The sequence below is a fragment of the Pseudomonas sp. CHM02 genome, from assembly GCF_000612585.1.
GTDB lineage: Bacteria > Pseudomonadota > Gammaproteobacteria > Pseudomonadales > Pseudomonadaceae > Aquipseudomonas.
The window spans coordinates 16058-41400 of record NZ_JFCA01000046.1; the positions used below are offsets into that span (position 1 = coordinate 16058).

25 protein-coding genes are annotated in these 25343 nt (G+C 61.0%); 14 read left to right on the plus strand and 11 right to left on the minus strand.

Annotated features, from left to right (window positions below):
• Positions 1-10 precede the first annotated feature (10 nt).
• From scpB to rluB, 3 genes are all read left to right on the plus strand, one after another.
• Positions 11-949: an SMC-Scp complex subunit ScpB gene (gene scpB / locus BM70_RS0124085; RefSeq protein ID WP_025858412.1), complete on the plus strand. Its 939-nt coding sequence runs from the start codon at positions 11-13 to the stop codon at positions 947-949.
• 118 nt (positions 950-1067) lie between these two features.
• Positions 1068-1259, plus strand: a complete 192-nt coding sequence (locus BM70_RS0124090; protein ID WP_025858413.1) for a DUF1289 domain-containing protein — start codon at positions 1068-1070, stop codon at positions 1257-1259.
• A gap of 144 nt (positions 1260-1403) precedes the next feature.
• On the plus strand, positions 1404-2615 hold the full coding sequence (gene rluB / locus BM70_RS0124095) for a 23S rRNA pseudouridine(2605) synthase RluB (RefSeq protein WP_025858414.1): 1212 nt from the start codon (positions 1404-1406) through the stop codon (positions 2613-2615).
• Between the two features lie 194 nt (positions 2616-2809).
• Here the strand turns inward: rluB and BM70_RS0124100 are convergent, their stop codons facing one another.
• Positions 2810-3769 carry a hypothetical protein gene (locus BM70_RS0124100; protein WP_025858415.1) on the minus strand — a complete coding sequence of 320 codons (960 nt, stop codon included), beginning with the start codon at positions 3767-3769 and terminating at the stop codon, positions 2810-2812.
• A 73-nt stretch (positions 3770-3842) separates the two neighbouring features.
• Positions 3843-3980, minus strand: coding sequence for a hypothetical protein (locus tag BM70_RS33390; RefSeq protein ID WP_003175756.1), 138 nt, complete (start codon positions 3978-3980; stop codon positions 3843-3845).
• Positions 3981-4619: 639 nt separating this feature from the next.
• On the opposite strand from BM70_RS33390, the gene BM70_RS0124110 reads away from it, so the two are divergent.
• From BM70_RS0124110 to arfB, 3 genes are all read left to right on the plus strand, one after another.
• The gene (locus tag BM70_RS0124110) at positions 4620-6041 is read left to right on the plus strand and encodes an amino acid permease (RefSeq protein WP_025858416.1); all 1422 of its coding nucleotides are present in this window, start codon (positions 4620-4622) and stop codon (positions 6039-6041) included.
• Between the two features lie 104 nt (positions 6042-6145).
• Positions 6146-6829 (plus strand): pentapeptide repeat-containing protein, encoded by a 684-nt coding sequence (locus BM70_RS0124115; RefSeq protein ID WP_025858417.1) that lies wholly within the window; start codon positions 6146-6148, stop codon positions 6827-6829.
• Positions 6830-6841: 12 nt separating this feature from the next.
• The gene (arfB, locus tag BM70_RS0124120; RefSeq protein ID WP_025858418.1) at positions 6842-7255 is read left to right on the plus strand and encodes an alternative ribosome rescue aminoacyl-tRNA hydrolase ArfB; all 414 of its coding nucleotides are present in this window, start codon (positions 6842-6844) and stop codon (positions 7253-7255) included.
• Here the strand turns inward: arfB and BM70_RS0124125 are convergent.
• The 3 genes from BM70_RS0124125 to BM70_RS0124140 all read right to left on the minus strand — a co-directional run bounded on the left by BM70_RS0124125 (position 7252) and on the right by BM70_RS0124140 (position 9398).
• On the minus strand, positions 7252-8448 hold the full coding sequence (locus BM70_RS0124125; RefSeq protein ID WP_025858419.1) for an MFS transporter: 1197 nt from the start codon (positions 8446-8448) through the stop codon (positions 7252-7254). The genes arfB and BM70_RS0124125 overlap by 4 nt on opposite strands.
• Positions 8449-8554: 106 nt before the next feature.
• Positions 8555-8737: a hypothetical protein gene (locus BM70_RS0124130; protein WP_025858420.1), complete on the minus strand. Its 183-nt coding sequence runs from the start codon at positions 8735-8737 to the stop codon at positions 8555-8557.
• Positions 8738-9086: 349 nt separating this feature from the next.
• Complete coding sequence (locus tag BM70_RS0124140; RefSeq protein ID WP_025858422.1) at positions 9087-9398, minus strand: DUF962 domain-containing protein; 312 nt, start codon at positions 9396-9398, stop codon at positions 9087-9089.
• 160 nt (positions 9399-9558) lie between these two features.
• Between BM70_RS0124140 and BM70_RS0124145 the strand changes: the two genes are divergently transcribed.
• Positions 9559-10617, plus strand: coding sequence for an AraC family transcriptional regulator (locus BM70_RS0124145; protein WP_025858423.1), 1059 nt, complete (start codon positions 9559-9561; stop codon positions 10615-10617).
• Here BM70_RS0124145 and BM70_RS0124150 read toward each other — a convergent pair.
• From BM70_RS0124150 to BM70_RS0124175, 6 genes are all read right to left on the minus strand, one after another.
• Positions 10574-12028: a TrkH family potassium uptake protein gene (locus BM70_RS0124150; protein WP_025858424.1), complete on the minus strand. Its 1455-nt coding sequence runs from the start codon at positions 12026-12028 to the stop codon at positions 10574-10576. The genes BM70_RS0124145 and BM70_RS0124150 overlap by 44 nt on opposite strands.
• Before the next feature lie 169 nt (positions 12029-12197).
• Positions 12198-13541 carry an imelysin family protein gene (locus BM70_RS0124155; RefSeq protein ID WP_025858425.1) on the minus strand — a complete coding sequence of 448 codons (1344 nt, stop codon included), beginning with the start codon at positions 13539-13541 and terminating at the stop codon, positions 12198-12200.
• Positions 13542-13668: 127 nt separating this feature from the next.
• A complete protein-coding gene (locus BM70_RS0124160) occupies positions 13669-15720 on the minus strand; it encodes a bifunctional diguanylate cyclase/phosphodiesterase (protein WP_025858426.1) in 2052 nt (683 codons plus the stop codon).
• A 212-nt stretch (positions 15721-15932) separates the two neighbouring features.
• Entirely contained in the window at positions 15933-16154 is a 222-nt protein-coding gene (locus tag BM70_RS0124165; protein WP_025858427.1) for a hypothetical protein, read from the minus strand.
• A 130-nt stretch (positions 16155-16284) separates the two neighbouring features.
• A complete protein-coding gene (locus BM70_RS0124170; RefSeq protein WP_003212997.1) occupies positions 16285-16881 on the minus strand; it encodes a superoxide dismutase in 597 nt (198 codons plus the stop codon).
• 178 nt (positions 16882-17059) lie between these two features.
• Positions 17060-17659 carry a LysE/ArgO family amino acid transporter gene (locus BM70_RS0124175; protein WP_025858428.1) on the minus strand — a complete coding sequence of 200 codons (600 nt, stop codon included), beginning with the start codon at positions 17657-17659 and terminating at the stop codon, positions 17060-17062.
• 100 nt (positions 17660-17759) lie between these two features.
• Here BM70_RS0124175 and BM70_RS0124180 point away from each other — a divergent pair, with 100 nt between their 5' ends.
• The 7 genes from BM70_RS0124180 to BM70_RS0124210 all read left to right on the plus strand — a co-directional run bounded on the left by BM70_RS0124180 (position 17760) and on the right by BM70_RS0124210 (position 25342).
• Positions 17760-18653, plus strand: a complete 894-nt coding sequence (locus tag BM70_RS0124180; RefSeq protein ID WP_025858429.1) for a LysR family transcriptional regulator ArgP — start codon at positions 17760-17762, stop codon at positions 18651-18653.
• 51 nt (positions 18654-18704) lie between these two features.
• Positions 18705-19703, plus strand: coding sequence for an NAD(P)-dependent oxidoreductase (locus BM70_RS0124185; RefSeq protein ID WP_025858430.1), 999 nt, complete (start codon positions 18705-18707; stop codon positions 19701-19703).
• A 114-nt stretch (positions 19704-19817) separates the two neighbouring features.
• Positions 19818-20663 carry a hypothetical protein gene (locus tag BM70_RS0124190; protein WP_025858431.1) on the plus strand — a complete coding sequence of 282 codons (846 nt, stop codon included), beginning with the start codon at positions 19818-19820 and terminating at the stop codon, positions 20661-20663.
• Between the two features lie 115 nt (positions 20664-20778).
• On the plus strand, positions 20779-22038 hold the full coding sequence (locus BM70_RS0124195; protein WP_025858432.1) for an AGE family epimerase/isomerase: 1260 nt from the start codon (positions 20779-20781) through the stop codon (positions 22036-22038).
• A 104-nt stretch (positions 22039-22142) separates the two neighbouring features.
• Entirely contained in the window at positions 22143-23429 is a 1287-nt protein-coding gene (locus BM70_RS0124200) for an ABC transporter substrate-binding protein (RefSeq protein ID WP_025858433.1), read from the plus strand.
• 166 nt (positions 23430-23595) lie between these two features.
• A complete protein-coding gene (locus BM70_RS0124205) occupies positions 23596-24504 on the plus strand; it encodes a carbohydrate ABC transporter permease (protein ID WP_025858434.1) in 909 nt (302 codons plus the stop codon).
• Complete coding sequence (locus BM70_RS0124210; protein ID WP_025858435.1) at positions 24497-25342, plus strand: carbohydrate ABC transporter permease; 846 nt, start codon at positions 24497-24499, stop codon at positions 25340-25342. The genes BM70_RS0124205 and BM70_RS0124210 overlap by 8 nt, the downstream gene beginning before the upstream one ends.
• Position 25343: the final 1 nt, after the last annotated feature.

The following is a 25343-nucleotide window of genomic DNA, read 5'->3' on the forward strand; positions in this document are numbered from 1 at the left end:
AGCTGAATCGATGAATCTGACTGAACCCCGCGAACTGGCCCCTTTGCTGGAAGCCTTCCTACTGGCCTCGGGCAAGCCGCAATCCCTGGAGCGCCTGTTCGAACTCTTTGAAGAAGCCGAGCGCCCCGAGCCGCCGGTGTTCAAGAAGGCGCTGGAGATCCTGCGCAAATCCTGCGACGGCCGTGCCTTTGAGCTGCGCGAAGTGGCGTCGGGTTATCGCCTGCAGATCCGTGAGCAGTTTTCCCCGTGGGTCGGTCGCTTGTGGGAAGAACGCCCGCAGCGTTATTCGCGGGCGATGCTGGAGACCATGGCGCTTATCGCCTATCGCCAGCCGATCACCCGTGGCGAGATCGAGGACGTGCGGGGTGTGGCGGTCAACAGCCATATCGTCAAGACCCTGCTGGAGCGTGAGTGGATCCGTATCGTCGGTTACCGCGACGTGCCCGGCAAACCAGCGATGTTTGCTACCACGAAGGTGTTCCTCGACCACTTCAACCTGAAGAACCTCGACGACCTGCCGCCGCTCGCCGAACTGCGCGAGATGGAGGCCGAGCCGGTGCTCGACTTCGACGACGCGCGGGTCCCCGCGAGCCTGCAGGAATTGGCCGACGCCAGCGCCGAGCCGGAAGAACCGAAGGACGAGACCAGCTTCCATACGTTGTTGCTGGAACTGGACGATATGGAACAGGGCATCAAGACTGACTTCGACGACCTGCTGCGTGATGGCGCGGCCGAGCCTGAAGCCCAAGTGAACGTGGACGTCGAGCCCGAGATCGAACCTGAATTCGAGCCTGAGCCCGAAGACGATATCCTCGGCGTGGCCGAAGCCCGCGAGAAACTCCTGGCTGCCGTCGCCGCTCTCGAACAACCGCCTTTGAGCGACGAAGAAGACGAAGCCCGGGCCCTGGCCGAAGCCATCGAAGCCGAGCGCCGCCAGTTCGAAGACTGACAACGTCCACCACTGAACCCTGTAGGAGCCGGCTTGCTGGCGATGGCATCACCTCGGTATGTCAGGCACACCGCAGTGATGCCATCGCCAGCAAGCCGGCTCCTACAAAGGATGCGCCATGAGTTCCACGAAAGATCCCTGCATTAGCATCTGCAAGTTCAGCGATGACATCTGCGTCGGCTGCGGCCGCAGCAAGCGCGAAATCCGTGCCTGGAAGAAGCTCGACAAGGCCGACAAGCGCACTGTCCTGGCCGAGGCCGAGCTGCGCCTGCTGGCCCTGGGCGCCACCGGTCGGCGGAAAAGCAAATGATTGCGGCCTGATCGACTAGTCTCTGATGCGCAACGCGCGCCATGCGCGTATGATTCGCGACCCTTTGCCGAGCTATTCGGCCAAAGCCCCGCTTTCAACACTCTTCAGGCCACGCCTGAATCGACCCACCGGGAGGTGCTTAAGATGAACGACAAAGACCAGAACGACAGCCAGGAAATCGGCCCAGCAGGCGAAAAACTGCAAAAGGTGCTGGCGCGTATCGGCGTGGGCTCGCGCCGCGACGTCGAAGCCTGGATCACCCAGAAGCGCATCAAGGTCAACGGCGTCGAGGCCACCCTCGGCCAGCGCGTCGACCTGCACGATGCAATCACCATTGATGGCAAGGTCATCAAGCGTGAAGAGGCCGCCGAATCGGTGCGCCGCGTGATCATGTACAACAAGCCCGATGGCGAGATCTGCACCCGTGACGACCCGGAAGGCCGTCCGACCGTGTTCGACAAGATGCCAAAGCCGAAAGAAGGCCGCTGGATCAACATCGGCCGTCTCGACATCAACACCACTGGCTTGCTGATGTTCACCACCGACGGTGAGCTGGCCAACCGTCTGATGCACCCGTCCTACGAGATGGACCGTGAATACGCCGTGCGTGTGCGCGGTGAAGTCGATGACGAGATGATCGAGCGCCTGAAAGCCGGCGTGGTTCTCGAGGACGGCCCGGCCAAGTTCACCGACATCAAGCAAGCGCCCGGCGGTGAAGGTTTCAACCACTGGTACCACTGCGTGGTGATGGAAGGCCGTAACCGTGAAGTACGTCGCCTGTGGGAATCCCAGGGCCTGGTGGTCAGCCGCCTGAAGCGCGTGCGTTTCGGCCCGGTGTTCCTCAACTCCGACCTGCCGATGGGCCGCTGGCGCGAAATGAGCCAGTACGAAGTCGACATCCTCAGCGCCGAAGTCGGCCTGACGCCGGTCGCGATGCCGCAGATGAACGCCAAGAGCAAAGACAAGCTTGAGCGTATGCAGCGTAAATCGTCGCGCCCTGTGGCCCGTACCGAACGTGTTGCCCGCACCCTGCGCCCGGCGCTGAATGCGCCCGCGACCGGCGGTCGTATCTCCCGTGAGCCGCAGATCGAAGGCGAGCGCCGCCCGACCGCCCCTTCGCGTCAGGAAGGTGAGCGTGCGCCACGTGCGCCGCGTCCTGCCCCGTCGGGTGGTCGCAGCAACCGAGGTGAAGCGGATCGCCCGGCAGACAACGCCAGCACCAAGCGTCCAGCCAAGCCGGCGGCGAACAAACGTCCTGGCCCGAAACTGGTCGCGGACGAGCCATCGGGCAAGCGCCGTGGCGCCCCGGCCGGTTCGGGTCAGCGTCCGGGTTTTGGTCGCAAGAAGCCGCAGTGATGCGCTAAGCGCTGCGCAAAAACGCCAACCTTAGGGTTGGCGTTTTTTTTTGGATCTGGATTTGAAATGCATTCAATTGTGGGAGCTGGCTTGCCCGCGATGGCGGTGGGTCATTGGGTAGATATGCCAACTGATCCACCGCCATCGCGGGCAAGCCCGGCTCCCACAGGGGGCCTCGTCATCCTGATGTCCTTCTAAAACGCGAAGGTGCCGTCGAAGACCGGCTTGTCATCCAGCGCCAACACCCCGCTGGAAAAGATCAAATCCAGGTGATGACTGCCTTTTTGCCCGCCGCCCAGGCCCAAGTGCAACCCACAATGGCGCTCCTCGAACCCGGCGTTGCGCGCATACAGGTCCTTCACGCCTTCATTGGTGCCAATCCCCAATTCCTCGACACGCCGGTTGGACGGGCTGGCATTCAGGTATTTGTTGAAGTCATCCGCCAGCCCCGGCACATCGCTGGCCACGCTGCAGACGTTCGAGTTTTCGATCCACAGCTCCAGCGGTGACGCCAGCACGCCATATTTGCGCGCGAACGGGATGGTGCTGAGAAAGGTGCCGACAAAGCGTACCTGGCCATTGATGGCTTCGCTGTGGGTGGCGATCTCGCCAGGGGCCAGGTCGTGGTTGCCGACGCCGTTGATATTGGTCCACTTCTTGATGCTGCTCATCGGCGCTTCCAGCCGTGAGCCGTGCTTGTCGGTAAAGCTCAGCACCGTGGCCTGGGACATGCGCCGGATCAGCGTGGCATTGAGGTCGGCAATGCGCTGGGGCTCGATGCTGAAGGTGTCGTAGAAATAGTCACCATAGTCCTTGAACAGCAGGGATTTCTTCCAGTGTTCGGCCATCACGCCTTGCAGGGCACGGATAAAGTCCGGGCCTTCGGCGCGAGGGGTGGGCAAGGTGGAGGAATCGTAGAGAAACAGGTACAGGTCGCAGGCCTCGATGGCCTCGGCCAAGGTGTCGCTGGCAGCCTGGTCCAGGCGCTGAAGCTGGAAGTTGAAACGAGCGGCGCTGCCGTGGGTGATCGCCTGGGCGATGGCGTCGTAGCGCTCGGTATGGCCCAGCAACACGGTGGGGCGGCTCAAGCCGTTGAGCGCCGGATGGTGCGCGAGGTAGTAGAGAAAGTGTTCGACGGCGCGGGCCTTGTCCATGACGTACTTCCTTCTGTGCCTGGGGTAAGGGGGCAGGTGCCGTGCACAGCACCTGCCGAATGCCTGCCGTTTTTTAGAAAGGCCACATCGCGGTGCCAAAGGGCACAACGGCATCGGCTTGCATCATTTCAACGGCGGCCTCATGGGTCGGCGCTTCAAACCAATCGTCGAGTTGCAGTTCGGTTTCCAGGTCGTTTTCCAGTGCTTGCATGGTGTATCTCCTAGAGGACGTTGTTTGAGAACGGCTTGCCAACGGGCTTCGCTGGCAAGTGGGGGAGAACCTAGAAGAGAGTGTTTCAGAATGCAAAAAATTTATTGAAACGGTCTCATTTGGATTTTTTGTTCTGTTTTCAAGGTTTTATTTTTTCTTGAGGAAAAACAGTCAACTGGCGCGGCTAAATTGTGGGAAATTTCCTACCGACAATTTTTATTCAAATCACAGCTGTAACGTGAATTTTCCATGCTGTAACGATTAATTTACGCGTACATGGCGACATTATTGCGCTATCCCGCCCTGTAAGGATTATCTGACAGATCGTCGCACGCGTCCTCCGAGGGCCGCCCCAAGCTGTCGAGCGGTGTACAATGCGCCGCGTTTTACTGTGACCCCCTTGCGTAACCACGCAAAAGGCCAAGACCTCAGGGTGTACCCACCCTGATCACTCCGCCTGGCCACGAGCCGGACGGGTTCGATTTCGTCACAGATAAAAACAAACAGGTGACGCATGACCGTTAGAAAGACGCTGTACTCCTGGTGCCTGCGCTGGGGTTTGAGCGGCGCTGCTTGAGTCGGTAATTCAAGGCAGCAACCTGCATTCAACATCCTCAAACCTTGCGTGAGACCCTTTTCATGAGTGGACCCCATTCCTCTTCAGGCGAGCTGAAACGCGGCCTGAAAAACCGCCATATCCAGTTGATCGCCCTCGGTGGCGCCATCGGCACCGGTCTGTTCCTCGGCTCGGCCGGGGTGCTCAAGTCCGCTGGCCCGTCAATGATCCTGGGCTATGCCATCTGCGGCTTCATTGCCTTCATGATCATGCGCCAGCTCGGCGAAATGATCGTCGAAGAGCCAGTCGCCGGTTCCTTCAGCCACTTTGCCCACAAGTACTGGGGCGGTTTCGCCGGCTTCCTGTCGGGCTGGAACTGCTGGATCCTGTACATCCTGGTGGGCATGTCGGAGCTGACGGCCGTCGGCAAGTACGTGCATTACTGGTGGCCGGAGATCCCGACCTGGGTCTCGGCCGCGGCGTTCTTCGTGCTGATCAACCTGATCAACCTGGCCAACGTCAAAGTCTTTGGTGAAGCCGAGTTCTGGTTCGCCATCATCAAGGTGGTGGCCATCGTCGGCATGATCGCCCTGGGCAGCTACCTGCTGGTCAGCGGCAGCGGCGGGCCGCAGGCCTCGGTGAGCAACCTGTGGGACCACGGCGGCTTCTTCCCCCACGGCGTCGGCGGGTTGGTGATGGCCATGGCGATCATCATGTTCTCCTTTGGTGGCCTGGAAATGCTCGGCTTCACCGCGGCCGAAGCCGACCAGCCACGCACCGTGATCCCGAAAGCGATCAACCAGGTGATCTACCGCATCCTGATCTTCTACATCGGCGCCCTCGTGGTGCTGCTGTCGTTGACGCCTTGGGACAGCCTGCTGGCGACCCTCAACGCCTCCGGCGACGCCTACAGCGGCAGCCCGTTCGTGCAGGTGTTCTCGATGCTGGGCAGCAACACCGCCGCGCATATCCTCAACTTCGTGGTCCTGACCGCGGCGTTGTCGGTGTATAACAGCGGCACCTACTGCAACAGCCGCATGCTCTTGGGCATGGCCGAGCAGGGCGACGCGCCCAAGGCACTGGCGAAGATCGACAAGCGCGGCGTGCCGGTGCGTTCTATCCTCGCCTCGGCGGCGATCACCCTGGTGGCGGTGCTGATGAACTACCTGATCCCGCAACACGCGCTGGAACTGCTGATGTCCCTGGTCGTGGCCACGCTGGTGATCAACTGGGCGATGATCAGCTTCTCGCACTTCAAGTTCCGCCAGCACATGAACCGCACCGGCCAAGTGCCGTTGTTCAAGGCGCTGTGGTACCCGTACGGCAACTATGTGTGCCTGGCGTTCGTGGTGTTTATCCTGGTGATCATGCTGATGATCCCGGGGATTCAGGTCTCGGTGTACGCGATCCCGGTGTGGGTGGCGTTCATGGCGGTGTGTTACTGGATCAAGAACAAGCGCAGTGCCGAAGCGGCACTGACCACCGCGAGTGCTGCGTTGAAGTAAGCGGCTTCGCCTGAACGGAAAACCCGGCGCTGTGCCGGGTTTTTGTGGGCGGCGACAAGGTAGACTCGCGCCTGGTTTTGTATTGACGCTCACCCGGAGGCCCCATGCAGCACACCGATATCGACGGCGGCACCTTGCAGCGCGCGGATCTGGAAGACCTAATCGACCAGCACGGTGGTCCTTTGCGCCTGGTCGGCGTCGACCTGAGTGGCGCCGATCTGTCGCGTATGGCGCTGGATCATTGGGTGTTCGAACGCTGCATCCTGGTCCAGGCCTCCTTTCTCGGTTCACGCCTGGAAGGGACGCAGTGGAAAAGTTGCCGGGCCGGCCAGGCCATTTTCGAAGCGGCTAACCTGTTGGAGGCGCAGTTCCACAGTTGCGACCTGAACAACACCCGTTGGCAGCGCAGCAAGCTGTCCCAGGCGAATTTTGAACACTGCAAGTTGACTGGCGCGAACTTCACCCATTGCGCCTCCCTGGGCCTGAGTTTCAGCGAAACCCGTCTGAACAGCGCTTTCCTGTCCGGGTTGTCGTTCGCGCGCACGGTGCTGAACAACCTGGATTTTTCCGACAGCGATTTGTCGGATGCGGACTTTCGCAAGGCCGAACTGATCGACTGCAGCCTCGCCCACGCCCGTATCAACGGCGCCAATTTCGCCGGTGCCGACTTGCGTGGGGCGGATTTGAGCGGGTTTCGCCTCAATGATGCCAGACTGTTCAAAGGCGCCGTGATTTCCAAAGCCCAGGCGTCGATGCTGTTGTCCGAATTGGGCTTGTCCGTTGCTTAAGGTTCTTGATCGATGCTGGTGATTTCCAACACTGTGCACTTGCCCGATGCCGAGATCGAGCTGACCGCCATTCGTGCCCAGGGCGCCGGTGGGCAGAACGTCAACAAGGTGTCGAGCGCGGTGCACCTGCGGTTTGATATCCCGGCATCGTCGCTGCCGCCGTTCTACAAGGAGCGGCTGCTGGCGCTGCGCGACAGCCGTATCACCAGCGAAGGTGTGCTGGTGCTCAAGGCCCAGCAATACCGGACCCAGGAGCAGAACCGCGCGGACGCACTGGAGCGCTTGGTGGAGTTGATCCTCAGCGCCACCAAGGTGGAGAAGAAGCGCCGCCCGACCAAGCCGACCCTGGGCTCGAAAAAGCGCCGCCTCGAATCCAAGACCAAGCGCGGCAGCATCAAGGCCGGGCGTGGCAAGGTCGACTTCTAGTCGCCGCGGGCTTCACGGGCCTTGGGTGCCTGGCGGTACAGGTACACGCTCAGCAGCAAACCACCAAGGGCGGCGAGGGCGGCGAACAGGAAGATCGACGCAAAGCCGAAGCCTGCCGCTACAGCCCCGGCAAGCGGGCCGGTGATGCCCAGCGACAGGTCAATGAACAGCGAATAAGCCCCTACCGCCGAGCCACGGCTGGACGCCGGCACCAGGTTGACGGCTTCGACGCCCAAGGCCGGAAACACCAGGGAAAAACCGAAACCGCTCAACGCTGCGCCGGCCAGGGCCAGGTTCGCGTCCGGTGCCAGCCACAGCAACAGCAGGCCGAGAATCTCCACCGACAAGCAGGCAATCGCCACACGAAACCCGCCGATGCGGTTGATCAGATTGCCGAAGAGCAGCCGTGCGCCGATAAAACTGGCGCCGAATAGGCTCAGGGCCCACACCGCGTTATCCCAATGCTGGGTGGTGTAATACAGGGTGATGAATGTAGCGATGGTGCCAAAGCCAATGGACCCCAGCGCCAATGCGCAGCCGTGGGGCAATACCCGGCCCAGTACATTCATGAAGGGCAGGCGCACGCCGGCGACGATGGGGGCGGCGACTTTGTTCCAGGCCAGCAACAGGCCGACAATCGCCAGCAGGATGATGCTGACACCCATGCTCCACAGCCCGAAGTTGCGCACCAGCAGTACGCCCAACGGTGCACCGATGGCCAGCGCTCCGTAGCTGGCGATGCCGTTCCAGGAGATGACCTTGGCGGTATTTGCCGCACCGACCCGGCCGATGCCCCAGCCGATGGCACCCGAGCCCACCAGGCTTTCAGCACTGCCCAGCACCAGACGGCCGATCAGCAGGCTGCCCAGACTCAACGCCGGCAGGCTCGAGAACCACGCTGCGAGCAGCATGAACACACCGCTCAGCCCGCAGCCCGCCAAACCGATCAACACGGCGCGCTTGCTGCCCAGGTTATCGATGATTTTGCCCGCATAGGGGCGGCTCAGCAGGGTCGCCAGGTATTGCACGCTGATCACCAGGCCGGCGATGACCGCGCCGTAGCCCAGCTCACTGTGGACATAGCCCGGCAACACGGCCAGGGGGATGCCGATATTCAGGTAGCCGATGAAGGTGAACAAGACGATGGAAACAACTTGCAGCGTGACCGCCATGGGGCGCTGGGTATCGGGCATGGGAGAGGGTCCACTGTTGCAGCAGGTAAAGATAGGCTGCTAATGATACCGGTGGTTTGCCCCGCGCAGGGCGGTAAAACGCAAAAAACCTCGGATCAAAACGGCGTCAGGCGTGTGCGGGGGCCAGCAGTTGGGTGGTGACCAGCGCGGCCAAGGCGTTTTCCTGGGTGCCGAAGCGCTTGAGCAGCACGGCCTGTTTGTCCGCGCTGAGGCGGTTCCAGATCTCGACCATCTGCAGGGCTGCGTCGAGTACGGCGGTATCCGGGTTGTCAGGAAGGGTATCGGTCATGGCGGGGTCTCGATTCATTCAGGCAGTGTGGAAAGCGCTCAATGTCGCGCTTTCCACACGGTCTGGTACGGCGTCAGTCCTGGCTTTCGCTGTCGACTGGTTTTGCTTCTTTGGCCTCAGGCTGTTTGTCGCTGGCCTGCTGCGGTGTTGGCTGCTCTGTAGGGTGCAGGCTTGGGAAGGGGAGATTAGGTATCTCGTGCATCGTCGTCGCTCCTCGCAAAGTCTGTTTTTTCAATCGCAGGTGATTCCGCGCTCTCAAAAAGCCTTGGCAGGATACAGCAGTGCAAATGACAAAAAGATTTTTATGTCGACAGATGTATGAACTTTCATCGTTTAAACGGTCGCCTTGCTAAAAAGGTACCTTGCCCAAAATCATGTCGCGGTACATCACAAAATCCCCCAGCAGGCTGTAGAACGGGTGCTGAAAGGTCGCCGGGCGGTTCTTTTCGAAGAAGAAATGGCCGATCCACGCGAAGCTGTAGCCGGCAATCGGCAAGGCAATCAACAAGCCCAGCGAACCTCTGCCAATGGCATACGCCAGGATGCCGATCACCAGCGTGGTGCCAATGAAATGCAGGCGCCGGCAGGTGCTGTTGGCATGCTCGCTCAGGTAATAAGGATAAAAATCGGCAAAGCTGTTGAATCGCTTGATGTTTTCCACGGTGACCGGCCCTTTGATTGTTAGGCCGCCCAACAGATGTTCGGCGGGGAGCTTATTTGAGTCTAGAGTGATCAGTGGTAACAGCCAGTGACAATAGATGCCACTTTAGTATCCTTGGCTTCCTGGCTGCCGTGTGAGCCTGCTTTTTTAAGAAGACGCCATGAGCGAACGAACAACTTCTGCAAGCTGGGCGATGGGGATAGTCAAGGCATTGGAAATGGACGGCCTGGATTGCCGCGCCTTGTTCAAGCAGCTAGGCCTGGACTACGCCGCCCTGAGCGACCCCGACGCGCGGTTTCCCCAAGACTCCATGACCCGGCTGTGGCAACGGGCGGTGGAGTTGTCGGGCAACCCGGCGATTGGCTTGAACATGGGCAAGGTGGTACGCCCGGCGTCGTTTCATGTGGCGGGTTATGCACTGATGTCCAGCAATACGCTGGCTGAAGGGTTTATGCGCCTGGTGCGCTATCAGCGGATCATCGCCGAAAGTGCCGACCTGAGTTTCCGACTGATCCCCGAGGGTTATGCGCTGATTCTGACGGTGCATGGCGATCACTTGCCGCCCACCCGGCAAAGCGCCGAAGCCTCGCTGGCCAGTGCCCTGGCCCTCTGCGGCTGGCTGACCGGCCGAACCCTGCAGCCGCGCAAGGTGGTGCTGCAAGGTGAGCAACCGGCGGACCTGGCCCCGTACAAACAAGCGTTCCACGCGCCGCTGGAATTCAACGCGCCCTATGACGCGCTGATTTTCGAGCGTGCCGACATGGACGCGCCCCTGCCCACGGCCAACGAGGCCATGGCGTTGCTGCATGATCGATTTGCCGGCGAATACCTGGCGCGTTTTTCGGAAAGCCGCGTGACCCACAAGGCGCGGCAAGTGCTGTGCCGCCTGTTGCCCCAGGGCGAGCCAAAGCGTGAAGTGGTGGCCCAGACGTTGCACCTGTCCCAGCGCACCTTGCAGCGGCGCCTGCAGGAAGAGGGTACGAGCTTCCAGACCTTGCTTGACGACACCCGCCGTGAACTGGCCGAGCAGTACCTGGCGCAGCCGAGCATGACCCTGCTGGAGATCGCCTACCTGCTGGGGTTTGCCGACCCGAGCAACTTCTTCCGTGCGTTTCGTCGCTGGTTCGATGCCACGCCTGGCGAGTACCGGGCGCGGTTGCTGGACACGTCGACGGTCAGTGGCGCCAAAACGCCGGAATGCACAGCACAAAGACTGTAATGATCTCCAGCCGGCCCAGCAGCATGCCGAGCGACAGAATCCACTTGGCTGCATCCGGCAGGCTGGCGAAGTTGCCCGCCGGGCCAATCGTTTCTCCCAGCCCAGGACCCACGCCGGACACGGTACTCGCGGCGCCGGTCAAGGCGGTCATCCAGTCCAGGCCCAGCAGCGACAAGGCCAGGGCGATGGCACAGATGGTGATGGCGAAGAAAAACGAAAAGGTCAGGATCGAACGCACGATCTCTTCGTCGAGACGGTGGCCGTTGTATTTCTGCTTGATCACCGCGCGCGGGTGAATCAGCTGGTTCAAGTTGGCCTTGAGCAGGATATAGGCGACCTGGAAGCGGAAGATCTTGATCCCGCCGGCCGTAGAGCCTGAGCAGCCACCGATGAAGCCCAGGTAGAAGAACAGCATCAGTGAGAAGTTGCCCCACAGGCTGTAGTCCCCCAGCGCGAAACCTGTGGTAGTGACCACCGATGTCACGTTCAGCGCCACATGTCGCAGCGCCTCCAGCCAATGCAGATTGGTGGTCCACCAGTACCAGGTGCCGAGCACCAGCCAGGTCACCAGCAACAAACCGAGCAAACCTTGTACCTGCTGATCCTTGATCAGCGCCTTGCGGTTGCCGCGCAAGGTGGCCACGTACAGGGTGAACGGCAGGCTGCCGAGGATCATCACCACCACCGCCACCCAGTGCACGGCCGGTTGTTTCCAGTGCGCCAGGGATTCATCGGAGGTGGAGAACCCGCCGGTGGAAATCGCCGACATCGCATGGTTGATCGCATCGAACAGACCCATGCCGGCCCACCAGAAGGCCAGGCTGCCGAGGATGGTGATGCCCACATACGCCGCCACGATCAGCCGCGCCACCATGTGCGAGCGGGGCATGACCTTTTCCGAGCGGTCCGAGGATTCGGTCTGGAACAGGCGCATGCCACCGATACGCAGCAGTGGCAGGATCGCCACCGCCATACCGATAAAACCGATGCCGCCCAGCCAGTGCAGCAGCGAACGCCACATCAGGATGCCCGGCGACATGGTGTCCAGGCCGCTCAACACCGTGGAGCCGGTGGCGGTGATACCGGACATGCTTTCGAAGAACGAGTCGGTGTAGCTGATGTGCTGGGTCAACAGAAACGGCAGCGCGGCGAAGATGCACACCACCAGCCAGCTTGTCACTGTAAGCAGGTACATGTCCCGCGGGCGCAGGTGCACATGCTCGGGGCGACCGGGGATCACCAGGGCCAGGCCTGCAATGAAGGTGATCATGCTGGCCCACAGGAAAGAGGGCAGGTCACTGGTGCGTTCGAAGATCACCAGGGTCGCCATGGGCACGACCATGGCGATTGCGAGGGTGATCAGGAAGATGCCGATGATGAAACCGATGATGCGTAGGGTCGGCAACGCCATGAAGTGAGCTCGGGTGTTGGGGGTGGCGCCATTCTACCTACGGTGCAGGTCTTGTAAACCGGGGCTTGGAAGCGATGTGAGTCTAATGTGGGAGCGGCGTTAGATTGATTGTCGACATCCGCGCATAAAAAAGGCGACCCGAAGGTCGCCTTTTTCAACACGGCACTGATCAGAACTCGTGATCAGCGTTATCCGGGTTCAGGTCGCTGATGCCCAGATTGCCCGCCGCCGTTTCGATCGAGCCGGTCTGCTTGACCAGCGCGGCGATGGCGTCGCGCACGATCTGGTTGCCGGCCTCGTTACCGGCAGCGATCAACTGGTCGTAGTGCTCACCCTTGTTGGCGTGGTCAACCATGACCTGGATCTTCGCTTCGGTCGCCGCCAGGTCAGCCTTCAAGGCGTTGTCGGCAGCCGGGTCGGCCTTGGTCACCAGGGACGACAGGCTGGCGCCCGTCAGCTTGGTGCCATCGACGCGGGTGTACTCGCCCAGGTAGACGTTGCGGATGCCCTTGGCGTCGTAGAACTGCGAGTTGTGGGTGTTATCGCTGAAGCAATCGTGTTCGTCTTCCGGCGAGTTGGCTTCCAGGGAAACCTTCATGCGCTCACCGGCCAGCTCGCCGAGGGACAGGCTGCCCATGCCGAACAGCATTTTGCGCAGGCCGTCGGTGGCGGGTTCTGCCTCCAGGGTGGCGCGGTAGTTGTCTTCGACGTTGGGTTTCCAGTTGCCGACCATTTCTTCGAGGTCGCTGACCAGCAGTTGGGTCACGGCGCTCAGGTAGGCGCGACGACGCTCGTTGTGGCCGCCCGTGGCGCCGTCGCCGGTCAGGTAGTCCGACGCAGGACGGTTGCCGGCGCCAGGGCCGGTACCGTTCAGGTCCTGGCCCCACAGCAGGAATTCGATGGCGTGGTAGCCGGTGGCGACGTTGGCCTCGGAACCGCCCAGCTCATTGAGGCTGGCGAGTTTTTCCGGGGTGATGTCTTTCACGTCGATCTTGTCTTCGCCGACCTGGATCTCGGTGTTGGCGATGATATTGGCGGTGGCGCCCGGGTTACCCAGCGCGTGTTCGTAGGACTTGTCGACATAGTCGATCAGGCCTTCGTCCAGCGGCCATGCGTTCACCTGGCCTTCCCAGTCGTCGACGATGGTGTTGCCGAAACGGAACACTTCGCTCTGCAGGTACGGAACGCGGGAGGCGATCCAGGCATCACGCGCGGCTTTCAGGGTGTCGGCGTTCGGCTTGGCCAGGAACGCGTCAACCGCGGTCTGCAGGGTTTTTGCGGTGGACTCGGCATCGCTGTACACCGCGAACACCATGTCAGCGTAATGCGCGACCACGGCCTTGGCGGCCGCTTCGTCGACCTGGCCAGCAGGCGTGGCAGCCGCTGGAGCGGTAGTGCTGGCAGCCGGGGTCGGCGCCTGGGGTGCTGCGGCCTTGTCTTTACCTTCGCCGCAACCGGCGAGAGAAATGGCAATGGCCAGCAGACTGGCGGTGGCCAGGGGCATACGAATCATGGCGAACATCCTGCTTCGGTTGTTGATAGGGCGCGCGGGGGAGCGCAAAAACTGCGACATAATGCGAAAGATTTGCATTTTGTGTAAAGGGTTATACGCGGGAAATATTCAGTATCGTTTTGACCGGTCAGAGAATCGCCGCGTTATTGCGCTCCGACTGCTTCAAAAAAGCCGCCAGCTCCCGTGCAGGCAAGGGTTTGCTGTAGTGGTAACCCTGACCTTCATGGCAGCCTTCGGAGATGATGTAGGCCTCCTGCTCGGCGGTTTCCACGCCTTCGGCGATCACCTGCATGCCCAGGCTTTTGCCCAGTTGGATGATCGCGCGCACGATGGTGGCGTCGTCGTCATCGTCCAACAGGTCCTGGACGAAGCTCTTGTCGATCTTGATCTTGTCCAGGGGCAGGCTTTTCAGGTAACTGAGGGACGAATAGCCGGTGCCGAAGTCATCAATGGCAATCAATGCCCCGGAACGGCGCAGGCTCAGCAGGTGCTGGGCAGCGGTGCTGATGTCTTCCATCAGGCCGGTTTCGGTGACTTCCAGCTCCAGGCTGCGCGGTGGCAGGCGGTAGATCTGCATCAGGTTGTTGACCACCCGCGGCAACTCGGTGTGGTGCAGTTGCACAGTGGACAGGTTGACCGCCATGCGCAGGCTGGTGAACCCCAGGTCATGCCATTCGCGCAGTTGCCTGCAAGCCTGGTCCAGCACCCATTCGCCAATCGAAATGATCGTGCCGTTCTGTTCCGCCAAAGGGATGAACAGGTCGGGTGGGACCATGCCGTGTTCCGGATGCTGCCAGCGGATCAGGGCTTCGACGCCGACCACGCGATTGTCGCGGTAGCTGATCTGCGGCTGGTACACCAAGTGAAACTGGTCGCGACTGAGGGCGTCGCGCAGGTCTTTTTCCAGTTCGCGGCGCCGGCGCATTTCGCTGTCGACGCTGGCGATATAGAACTGATAGCGGTTGCGCGAACGGGTCTTGGCCAGGGTCATGGTCTGTTCGGCTTTCTGCAGCAGCTTTTCAGTGCTGTCGCCGTCTTCCGGGAACAAGGTGATGCCGATAGTGGCGCGCAGGCGAATGCCTTCGTGGTCGAGGGCGAACTCCGCTTCCAGGTCGTCGAGGATGCTCTGTGCCAGTTCGGCGGCCTCGTAGGGCTGGTCGATATCGGCCTGTACCAGGGCGAATTGGTCGCCGCCCAGCCGGGCGAGTGCGCCGAGGCGGCCGCTATGGGCGCGCAGGCGGTCGGCCAGGGCCAACAGCAATTTGTCGCCGGCCTGGTAGGTGAACTGCTCGTTGACGCTCTTGAAGTCATCCAGTCCCACGCACAACACCGCCACGCGCCGTTGCCTACGGCCGGCGTCGATGAGGATCTTGTCCAGTTGCTCCTGCAGTTTCTGGCGGTTCGGCAGGCCGGTCAGGAAATCATACTGGGCCATGCGCAGCAGGCTGCTTTCGGCTTCATGGCGCAGGTGGGTATTACGTTCGATGGATTCGAGCAACTGGTTGGCGGTATTGATCCACAGCCCCAACTCATTGCGCTCGTGGCCCTTGAGCTGGGGGATCTTGTGTTCGCTGGGGCGGTCGGGGTTGATCGAGGTCAGGTGCTCGATAATCCGCGACAGTGGCTTGGTCAGCAGCCAGTGGTAGACCAGGTACAGCACCAGGCCCATGGCCAAGGCACGCAGCACCCCGGAAATGAAGATGATCACTGAATTGACGATAAAACCCTGGCCATACGTGGCGGTGTCGAGGGTGATACTCAGGTCGCCGTAGTACTCGCTGTACGGGCCTTTGCCGACCAGGGGCGTGGTAAAGGTGCGTTCCTGGCCAAGAATCAGGTCGGTCAGCCAGCGGCTGGGGGCTTGCTGCAAGGCGCGGCTTTTCTCGGCCAGCATGGTTTCGTTGGGATGGCCGATGGATGCCATGCGCACCGCGTCATCCTGGAACAGGCCCTCAATGACTTGCATGCCCATCTCGCGGTCCAGGCTGTAGACGGCCTGGGTCGAGGGGTCGCGAAACATGTCGAGGATGCGCTGGGCATCGCCGGCCACGGCCTGGCGCGTCTTGTAGGCATCGAAAACGATCTGCGCCACGCTCAGCGCCACGCCCACGATCAATGCCGACAGCAGCACAACCCGTAGCAACTTCACCGACAAGCTGTTCTTGAGTTCCAGCTTCAAAGGGGCATTCCTTGTCTCATGCGGGTGGCCTTCAATATGCCATGAGTATTGGCAATCTGGTGATGGCAGTCAAAGGAACATTGGGGCAAGGGCGGGTTTGATGCGGGGAGGGGCGGTTTGCGTGGGGCCGGGCCACCGAAAGGCCAGGCGGATTGGCGTCCGCCTGCCCCAAAAAACAGCAGTCACTCAGCTCATGTAAGACGGTGGGAGGGTTATGCTGGCTTGGAAAAATCGTAGGTAATCTTTTTTTCTACCGTCGTCGTGAAGTCTATTTTCTTTTGATCGTTCTGAGCGGTGGTGTCTTCGGCAAACAGTTTCTTCGCGGCGGCATCGGCGAAGGGTTGGATGAGCGGGGTGATCGCTTTGGTGATCTCTCCAGCGGCTTTGGCGAGGTCGCCAATGATAGGCAGTGTTGCGAGTGCTCCAATGGTCATGGTCATTTCTCCGACAGGGGTGAGGGGCGAATTCCTCTCCCTGCCTGGGTGGCAGCGTCACGCCGCTCGGTTCCAACGCCGACAAAAAAGCCCGGCATTCGCCGGGCTCTTTTTTTACTGCAAGCAGTGCTTAGGCAGTGAAGGTCTTGCCTTCGAACTGCTCAGCCACGAACTTCCAGTTGACCAGGTTCCAGAACGCTTCCACATACTTTGGACGCACGTTGCGGTAGTCGATGTAGTAGGCGTGTTCCCACACGTCGCAGGTCAGCAGCGGGGTGTCGCCGCTGGTCAGCGGGTTGCCGGCGCCGATGGTGCTGGCCAGGGCCAGGGAACCGTCAGCCTTTTTCACCAGCCAGCCCCAACCGGAACCGAAGGTGCCGACGGACGTCTTGGTGAACTCTTCCTTGAACTTGTCGAACGAACCGAACGCAGCGTTGATGGCTTCAGCCAGCGCGCCGGTCGGTTGGCCGCCGGCGTTTGGCGCCAGGCAGTTCCAGTAGAAGGTGTGGTTCCAGACCTGAGCGGCGTTGTTGAAGATACCGCCCGAAGAGGATTTGACGATCTCTTCCAGGGTCTTGCCTTCGAACTCGGTGCCTGGCACCAGGTTGTTCAGGTTCACGACATAGGTGTTGTGGTGCTTGTCGTGGTGGTATTCCAAGGTTTCCTTGGAAATGTGCGGCTGCAGGGCATCGTGTGCGTAGGGCAGCGGCGGCAATTCGAAAGCCATGATGATTCTCCTAATCAGGTCAGTTGCGGTGAGCGCAAGGCCGATCACGGGCGGCCAAACAAGCGCCGGGGAGTTTGTACTCTTTGCGGCGCAGGGTCCGGATCATAGCACCGGGGGTGCGGCAAAACCACGCAACAACTGTGTGGGATAGAGGTTCCAGAGCGTTTTGGAATATTCGTCAGGCGCTGATCAATTGATAGGCCACGCTGAACATCATCACGGCCACCAACAGGTCCAGCAAACGCCATGTGGCCGGGCGCGCCAGCCACGGTGCCAGCCACGCCGCGCCGAGTGCGAGGGTGGAGAACCACAGCAGCGATGCGCTGGCGGCACCGGCCACATAGGCGCCGGGTTCGGTTTGCTGGGCGCCGAGTGAGCCAATCAGCAGCACCGTGTCCAGGTACACGTGGGGGTTGAGCAATGTCACCGCCAGGGCGCTGAGCAGCACCGCGCGCAGTGAGCGCACCTTGAGGCTGCCCACCTGGTCAAGGCTCTGTTTCGCACAGGCCCGACGCAGCGCGCATGCACCGTACCACAGCAGGAACGCGGCGCCGCCCCAGCGGGCAACGCCCAGCAGGATCGGGCTCTGGGCCAGAATCGTCGCCAGCCCGAAAACGCCGGCGGCCACCAGCAGTGCATCACAGATCACGCACAGCGCCGCCACAGGCAAATGGTGCTCACGACGCAGGCTTTGCGCCAGTACAAAAGCGTTCTGGGTGCCGATGGCCATGATCAGCCCCAGGGCCACCAACAGGCCATTCATATAGCTTTGCCACATAGTTGAAGATCCTTGCTCAGGCCGAAACGATGCTGGCTATCTTCCATGCAGTAGCTGTATAAGAAAAACAAATAGTGCTGATCGCTCATTAGAGAAACTGATGTTCGACTATAAATTGCTTTCTGCCCTGGCGGCGGTGGTGGAACAGGCGGGCTTCGAGCGCGCCGCTCAAGTACTGGGGCTGTCGCAATCGGCGATTTCCCAGCGCATCAAGTTGCTGGAGGCACGCATCGGCCAACCGGTGTTGGTGCGGGTTACGCCGCCCACTCCTACCGACATTGGCCGTCGACTGCTCAATCATGTGCAACAGGTACGCCTGCTGGAAAGAGACCTGCAAAGCCAGGTGCCGGCGCTGGATGAGGAGGGCATGCCCGAACGCCTGCGCATCGCGTTGAACGCCGACAGCCTCGCCACCTGGTGGGCCGAGGCCGTCAGCGGTTTTTGCGCCGAGCAGCACCTGCTGCTGGATCTGGTCGTGGAAGACCAGACCGTGGGCCTCAAGCGCATGCGCGCCGGTGAGGTGGCGGCCTGTATCTGCGCCAGCGAGCGTCCGGTGGCGGGCGCGCGCAGCCTGTTGCTGGGTGCCATGCGTTATCGCGCGCTGGCCAGCCCGGCCTTTATCGCCCGGCACTTTCCGGATGGCGTGCGCGCCGATCAACTGGCGCGCACGCCGGCCTTGGTGTTCGGCCCGGACGATTTCCTGCAACACCGCTACCTGGCTTCACTCGGGGTGGACGGCGGTTTCGAGCACCATTTATGCCCATCGTCCGAAGGCTTTATCCGCCTGACCGAAGCCGGCCTTGGCTGGGGGCTGGTGCCGGAATTACAGGTACGCGACCAACTGGAAAAGGGCATATTGGTCGAGTTATTGCCAGATAAGCCCATCGATGTGCCGTTGTACTGGCATCATTGGCGCAGTGGCGGGCAACTGCTGGGCTTGCTGACCGACCACCTGGCCCAGGCGTGTGGCCAATGGTTGGTGCCGTTGGCGTGATGACGTGCGTCAAGGCAACAGCGATGAAAACGAAAGAACACGGGGTAATACATGAAGATTCTGGTCACCGGCGCAAGCGGCTTCATTGGCGGACGCTTTGCGCGTTTCGCTTTGGAGCAGGGCCTGGACGTGCGGGTCAACGGGCGACGTGCCGAAGGTGTGGAACACCTGGTCAGGCGTGGCGCCGAGTTTATCCAGGGTGATTTGAATGACGCCGACCTGGTGCGTGACCTGTGTCGCGACGTCGAAGCCGTTGTGCATTGTGCCGGCGCCGTCGGGCTGTGGGGCAAGTATCAGGACTTTCATCAAGGCAACGTGCTGGTGACCGAGAACGTCGTCGAAGCCTGCCTCAAGCAACGTGTGGGCCGGCTGGTGCACCTGTCGTCGCCGTCGATCTACTTTGACGGCCGCGATCACCTGGGCCTGACCGAAGAGCAAGTCCCCAAGCGTTTCAAGCACCCCTATGCCGCCACCAAGTACCTGGCGGAGCAGAAGGTGTTCGGTGCCCAGGAGTTCGGCCTCGAAGTGCTGGCCCTGCGCCCGCGCTTCGTGACCGGCGCCGGTGACATGAGCATCTTCCCGCGTCTGCTGAACATGCAGCGCAAGAACCGCCTGGCCATCGTCGGCGACGGCCTGAACAAGGTCGATTTCACCAGCGTGCACAACCTCAACGAAGCGCTGCTCAGCAGCCTGCTCGCCCCCGGCTCGGCGCTGGGCAAGGCCTACAACATCAGCAACGGTACGCCAGTGCCGGTGTGGGATGTGGTGAACTACGTGATGCGCCAAATGGAGTTGCCGCAAGTGACGCGGTATCGGTCCTCCGGTTTGTCCTACAGCGTGGCGGCGCTCAACGAAGCGTTTTGCGCGATGTGGCCCGGTCGTCCGGAACCGGCACTGTCGCGCCTGGGCATGCAAGTGATGAACAAAGATTTCACCCTCGACATCAGCCGCGCCAGGCATTATCTGGACTACGAGCCCAAAGTCAGCCTGTGGACCGCCCTCGACGAGTTCTGCAGTTGGTGGAAAGCCCAGGATCCGGGGTTCAAGTAAGCACACAAGAGGCAACACTTCGGGAACCGAATTTAGCCTCCCGGGTCGATCAGTGCGCCGGGAACGCGGTTTATACTCCCGTCGCTCGCCACTTCACCGATTCAGGGTTGATTCATGCGCAACGATGCTAAAGACGACTTCGACAACGTTCCCAGTTTGCGGGCGGATGTCGGGGATGACGATGATTTCGAACCTTCTCCCGCCACCTCGGTGCGTTCGCGCACGACCAAGGTGGTCAAGGTCAAGAGCGCCAGCACCGGCCCGTTGTGGGCCTTGATCGGTGCGCTGCTGATCGCCTTTGCGGGCCTGGCCTGGTGGAGCTTCCAGCAGATTTCCCTGATGGGCCAGCAACTGGTTGCCACCCAGGAAAGCTTCGCGCGCATCAGCGAAGAAGCGGCGGGGCGCCTGCAGGATATTTCCGGCAAGGTGGTGGCCAGTGAAGCCAGCGTCAACAATGGCAGCGAAGCGCTGAAATTGCAGATCAAGCAACTCGAAAGCCAGCTGCTGGAGCAGGGTAAGCAGCAAGTCGGCGTGGCCGGCCAGGCCACCGAGCTGGACAAGCGCCTGGCCCAGATGACAGCCAGTACCACCGACCTGTCCAACGCCAACAGCAAGCTGCAAGGCCAGGTCCAGGCATTGACCGACGCCGTGGCGACCCTCAAGGCGGCACAAGGTGATGCCGGCAAGCGTGATGCCGAGATCAAGGAGCTTTCCGCTGACGTGGCGGCGTTGAAGAAGCAGGGCAACCCGAGCGCAGCCATTGCGCGTATCGAGCAGGACCTTGTCGTGCTCAAGAGCGCCCAGGACAACGCGCCGGCCAACAGTGATGCGCCGACCAACAAAGAGTTCGATGTGTTCCGCATCCAGACCACGCGCAATATCACCACCTTGCAGAGCCAGGTGCAGACCCTCAACCAGCAGCTCAACGCGCCGGCGAAAATCACCCCGCTCGGCCAATAAGCGTCCTGATGGAAATGTCACCATTCGGTGACATTTCCTATCCCCTTCGTTACTTGCCGCTACCGCGCCCTTGTTTAGACTCCGGTCATCCCACAAAAAATAATAAGGGCCACCCATGACCACGCAACCACTGCCTGCCAGCAGTTGGCTGAACGCGCCTGCCCATCACGCCTGGCTCGCTGCCGAAGGCCGGCGCCTGCTGGCATTCGCCAAGGCGTCTCGACTGCCCGATGGCTTCGGCAATCTGGACGACAAAGGCCAGTTGCCGGCCGATGCCCACGCCGAAACCATGAACACCGCCCGCATGACCCACAGCTTCGCCATGGCTCATGCCCTGGGTTTGCCGGGGTATGCCGAGCTGGTGGCACACGGTGTTGCAGCCCTGAGTGGCCCGTTGCGTGACAGTGAGCACGGTGGCTGGTTCGCCGCGCCCCACGCCCTCGATGGCAACCGTGGCAAGGCCGCCTATCTGCACGCCTTTGTCGCCTTGGCCGCAAGCTCGGCGGTGGTGGCGGGCGCTCCCGGTGCGCAAAACCTGCTGGACGACGCGGTCCATATCATCGACCAGTTTTTCTGGAGTGAAGAGGAGGGCGTGATGCTCGAGTCTTTTGCCCAGGACTGGAGCGGTGTCGAAGCCTATCGCGGCGCCAACAGCAACATGCACGCCACCGAGGCCTTCCTCGCCCTGGCCGATGTGACCGGCGATACACGCTGGCTGGACCGCGCGCTGCGCATCGTCGAGCGCGTTATCCACACCCACGCTGCCAGCAATCAGTTCATGGTCATCGAGCATTTCGACGTTCATTGGCAACCCTTGCTGGGCTACAACGAAGACAACCCAGCAGACGGCTTCCGCCCTTACGGCATCACCCCCGGCCACGGCTTTGAGTGGGCGCGGCTGGTGCTGCACCTGGAAGCGGCGCGCCTGCAAGCCGGGCTGGCCACGGCGGATTGGCTGGTGACCGACGCCAAGGGCCTGTTTGCCAGTGCCTGCGAATACGCCTGGTCCGTGGATGGCGCCCCGGGCATCGTCTACACCCTGGACTGGAACCACCGGCCGGTGGTGCGCGAACGTCTGCACTGGACTCACGCCGAAGCCAGTGCCGCTGCCCAGGCCTTGCTCAAGCGCACGGGCGAGTTGCATTACGAAACCTGGTACCGGCGGTTCTGGGAGTTTTGCGAAACCCACTTTATCGACCGTATCCACGGCAGCTGGCACCACGAACTCAGCCCGCACAACCAACCCAGCAGCAAGATCTGGGGTGGCAAGCCGGACCTGTACCATGCCTGGCAAGCGGTCGTGCTGCCTGCACTGCCCTTGGCACCCAGCATGGCCAGTGCCATCGGGGCTGGGCGCTATGTCACCAGCTGGTGACATTTGTGCGTCCCTTTGTTACCTGCGCTTCAAAAAACCATGTTTAAACTCCGTGCAGCGCAAGCTTAAGACTTGCATGCATAACAACAAGAAAAGGTACTCAGATGAACGCGATTAATCGCCTCGCCGTCGCTATTTCCATTGCCTCGTTGTTTCCCCTCAGTGCATTTGCCGCCGACTCGAAAGGGACGGTTGAAGTTGTGCATTGGTGGACCTCGGGTGGTGAGAAGGCGGCTGTAGATGTCCTGAAGGCCCAAGTTGAGAAAGACGGCTTCACCTGGAAAGACGGTGCCGTCGCAGGTGGCGGTGGTGCCACCGCCATGACCGTGCTGAAAAGCCGCGCGGTTGCAGGCAACCCGCCAGGTGTTGCCCAGATCAAAGGCCCCGACATCCAGGAATGGGCCTCCACCGGCCTGCTCGACACCGACGTGCTCAAAGACGTCGCCAAAGAAGAAAAGTGGGACTCCCTGCTCGACAAGAAAGTCTCCGATACCGTGAAGTACGAAGGTGACTACGTCGCCGTACCGGTCAACATCCACCGCGTGAACTGGCTGTGGATCAACCCGGAAGTCTTCAAGAAAGCCGGTATCACCAAGAACCCGACCACCCTCGAAGAATTCTACGCCGCCGGCGACAAGCTCAAGGCCGCGGGCTTCATTCCGCTCGCCCACGGTGGCCAGCCTTGGCAGGACAGCACCGTGTTCGAAGCGGTGGTGTTGTCGGTGATGGGGGCCGATGGCTACAAGAAAGCCCTGGTCGACCTGGACAACGGCGCACTGACCGGTCCGGAAATGGTCAAGGCCCTCACTGAGCTGAAGAAAGTCGCGACCTACATGGACGTCGACGGTAAAGGCCAGGACTGGAACCTCGAAGCAGGCAAGGTCATCAACGGCAAGGCCGGCATGCAGATCATGGGTGACTGGGCCAAGTCCGAATGGACGGCCGCTAAGAAAGTCGCCGGCAAGGACTACGAGTGCGTAGCCTTCCCGGGCACCGACAAAGCCTTCACCTACAACATCGACTCCCTGGCGGTGTTCAAGCAGAAAGACAAAGGCACGGCTGCTGGTCAGCAGGACATCGCCAAGGTCGTGCTGGGTGAAAACTTCCAGAAAGTGTTCAGCATCAACAAGGGTTCGATCCCTGTGCGTAACGACATGCTGAACAAAATGGACTCCTATGGCTTCGACTCCTGCGCCCAGACCGCTGCCAAGGACTTCCTGGCAGACGCCAAGACTGGCGGCCTGCAGCCAAGCATGGCGCACAACATGGCCACCACCCTGGCGGTGCAAGGTGCGTTCTTTGACGTCGTGACCAACTACATCAACGACCCGAAAGCCGACCCGGCCGACACCGCCAAGAAATTGGGCGCTGCGATCAAGTCAGCCAAGTAACGTCTGGTAGCGGCTTTCTGTGGGAGCCGGGCTTGCCCGCGATGCAGGCAACTCGGTGTGTCGTTTAGGCCGAGGTGACGCCATCGCAGGCAAGCCAGCTCCCACAGAAACCGCGCTCGACTAGCGACTCACCTTGTAGTCCTTTTTCCCTGTATTGGATTTCCCCATGAGTTCTGTTGCTGTGTTCAGCAAAGCCTCGCCGTTCGATGCACTGCAGCGCTGGCTACCCAAACTGGTGCTGGCGCCCAGCATGTTCATCGTGTTGGTGGGCTTCTACGGCTACATCCTGTGGACGTTTGTACTCTCGTTCACCAATTCCACGTTCCTGCCAAGCTACAAATGGGCCGGTCTTGCGCAATACGCACGGTTGTTCGACAACGACCGCTGGTGGGTCGCGAGCAAGAACCTGGCTGTTTTTGGCGGGATGTTCATCGGCATCACCTTGGTCATCGGCGTGACACTGGCGATCTTCCTCGACCAGAAAATCCGTCGTGAAGGCTTTATCCGCACTATTTACCTGTACCCGATGGCGCTCTCGATGATCGTTACCGGTACTGCCTGGAAATGGCTGCTCAACCCGGGCATGGGCCTGGACAAACTCCTGCGTGACTGGGGCTGGGAAGGCTTCCGTCTCGATTGGCTGATCGACCCGGACCGCGTCGTCTACTGCCTGGTGATCGCTGCCGTCTGGCAAGCCTCCGGCTTCATCATGGCGATGTTCCTGGCGGGCCTGCGCGGTGTCGATCAATCGATCGTGCGCGCCGCGCAGATCGACGGCGCGAGCATGCCGCGCATCTACTGGAGCGTGGTGCTGCCAAGCCTGCGTCCGGTGTTCTTCAGTGCGGTGATGATCCTGGCGCACATTGCGATCAAGAGCTTCGACCTGGTAGCGGCCATGACCGCCGGCGGCCCGGGCTACTCGTCCGACCTGCCTGCGATGTTCATGTACTCGTTCACCTTCAGCCGTGGCCAGATGGGCATGGGTTCGGCCAGTGCAATCCTGATGCTCGGTGCGATCCTCGCGATCATCGTGCCTTACCTCTACTCCGAGCTGAGGACCAAACGTAATGACTAGTCTCGCCTCCAAACCTGTCATCAGCCTGAGTCGCATCGCGATCTACGCGGTGCTGATCCTCGCCGTGTTGCTGTACCTGGTGCCGCTGGTGGTGATGCTGCTGACCAGCTTCAAGACCCCGGAAGACATCAGCACCGGCAACCTGCTGAGCTGGCCGACCGTGGTCTCCGGCATCGGCTGGGTCAAGGCCTGGGCCACCGTGGATGGCTACTTCTGGAACTCGATCAAGATCACCGTTCCCGCCGTACTGATCTCCACCGCCATCGGTGCGTTGAACGGTTATGTGCTGTCGTTCTGGCGCTTCCGTGGTTCGCAGCTGTTCTTCGGCCTGCTGCTGTTCGGCTGCTTCCTGCCGTTCCAGACCGTGCTGCTGCCGGCCTCGTTCACCCTCGGCAAGATGGGCCTGGCCAGCACCACCACCGGCCTGGTGTTTGTGCACGTGGTCTACGGCCTGGCGTTCACCACGCTGTTCTTCCGTAACTACTACGTGAGCATTCCGGATGCGCTGATCAAGGCGGCACGCCTGGACGGTGCCGGTTTCTTCACCATCTTCCGTCAGATCATTCTGCCGATGTCGACGCCGATCATCATGGTCTGCCTGATCTGGCAGTTCACCCAGATCTGGAACGACTTCCTGTTCGGTGTGGTGTTCTCCAGTGGCGACTCCCAGCCCATCACGGTGGCGCTGAACAACCTGGTCAACACCAGCACCGGGGCCAAGGAATATAACGTGGATATGGCGGCGGCGATGATCGCCGGGCTGCCGACCCTGCTGGTCTATGTGATCGCAGGCAAGTATTTCGTGCGCGGCCTCACGGCCGGCGCGGTCAAGGGGTAAT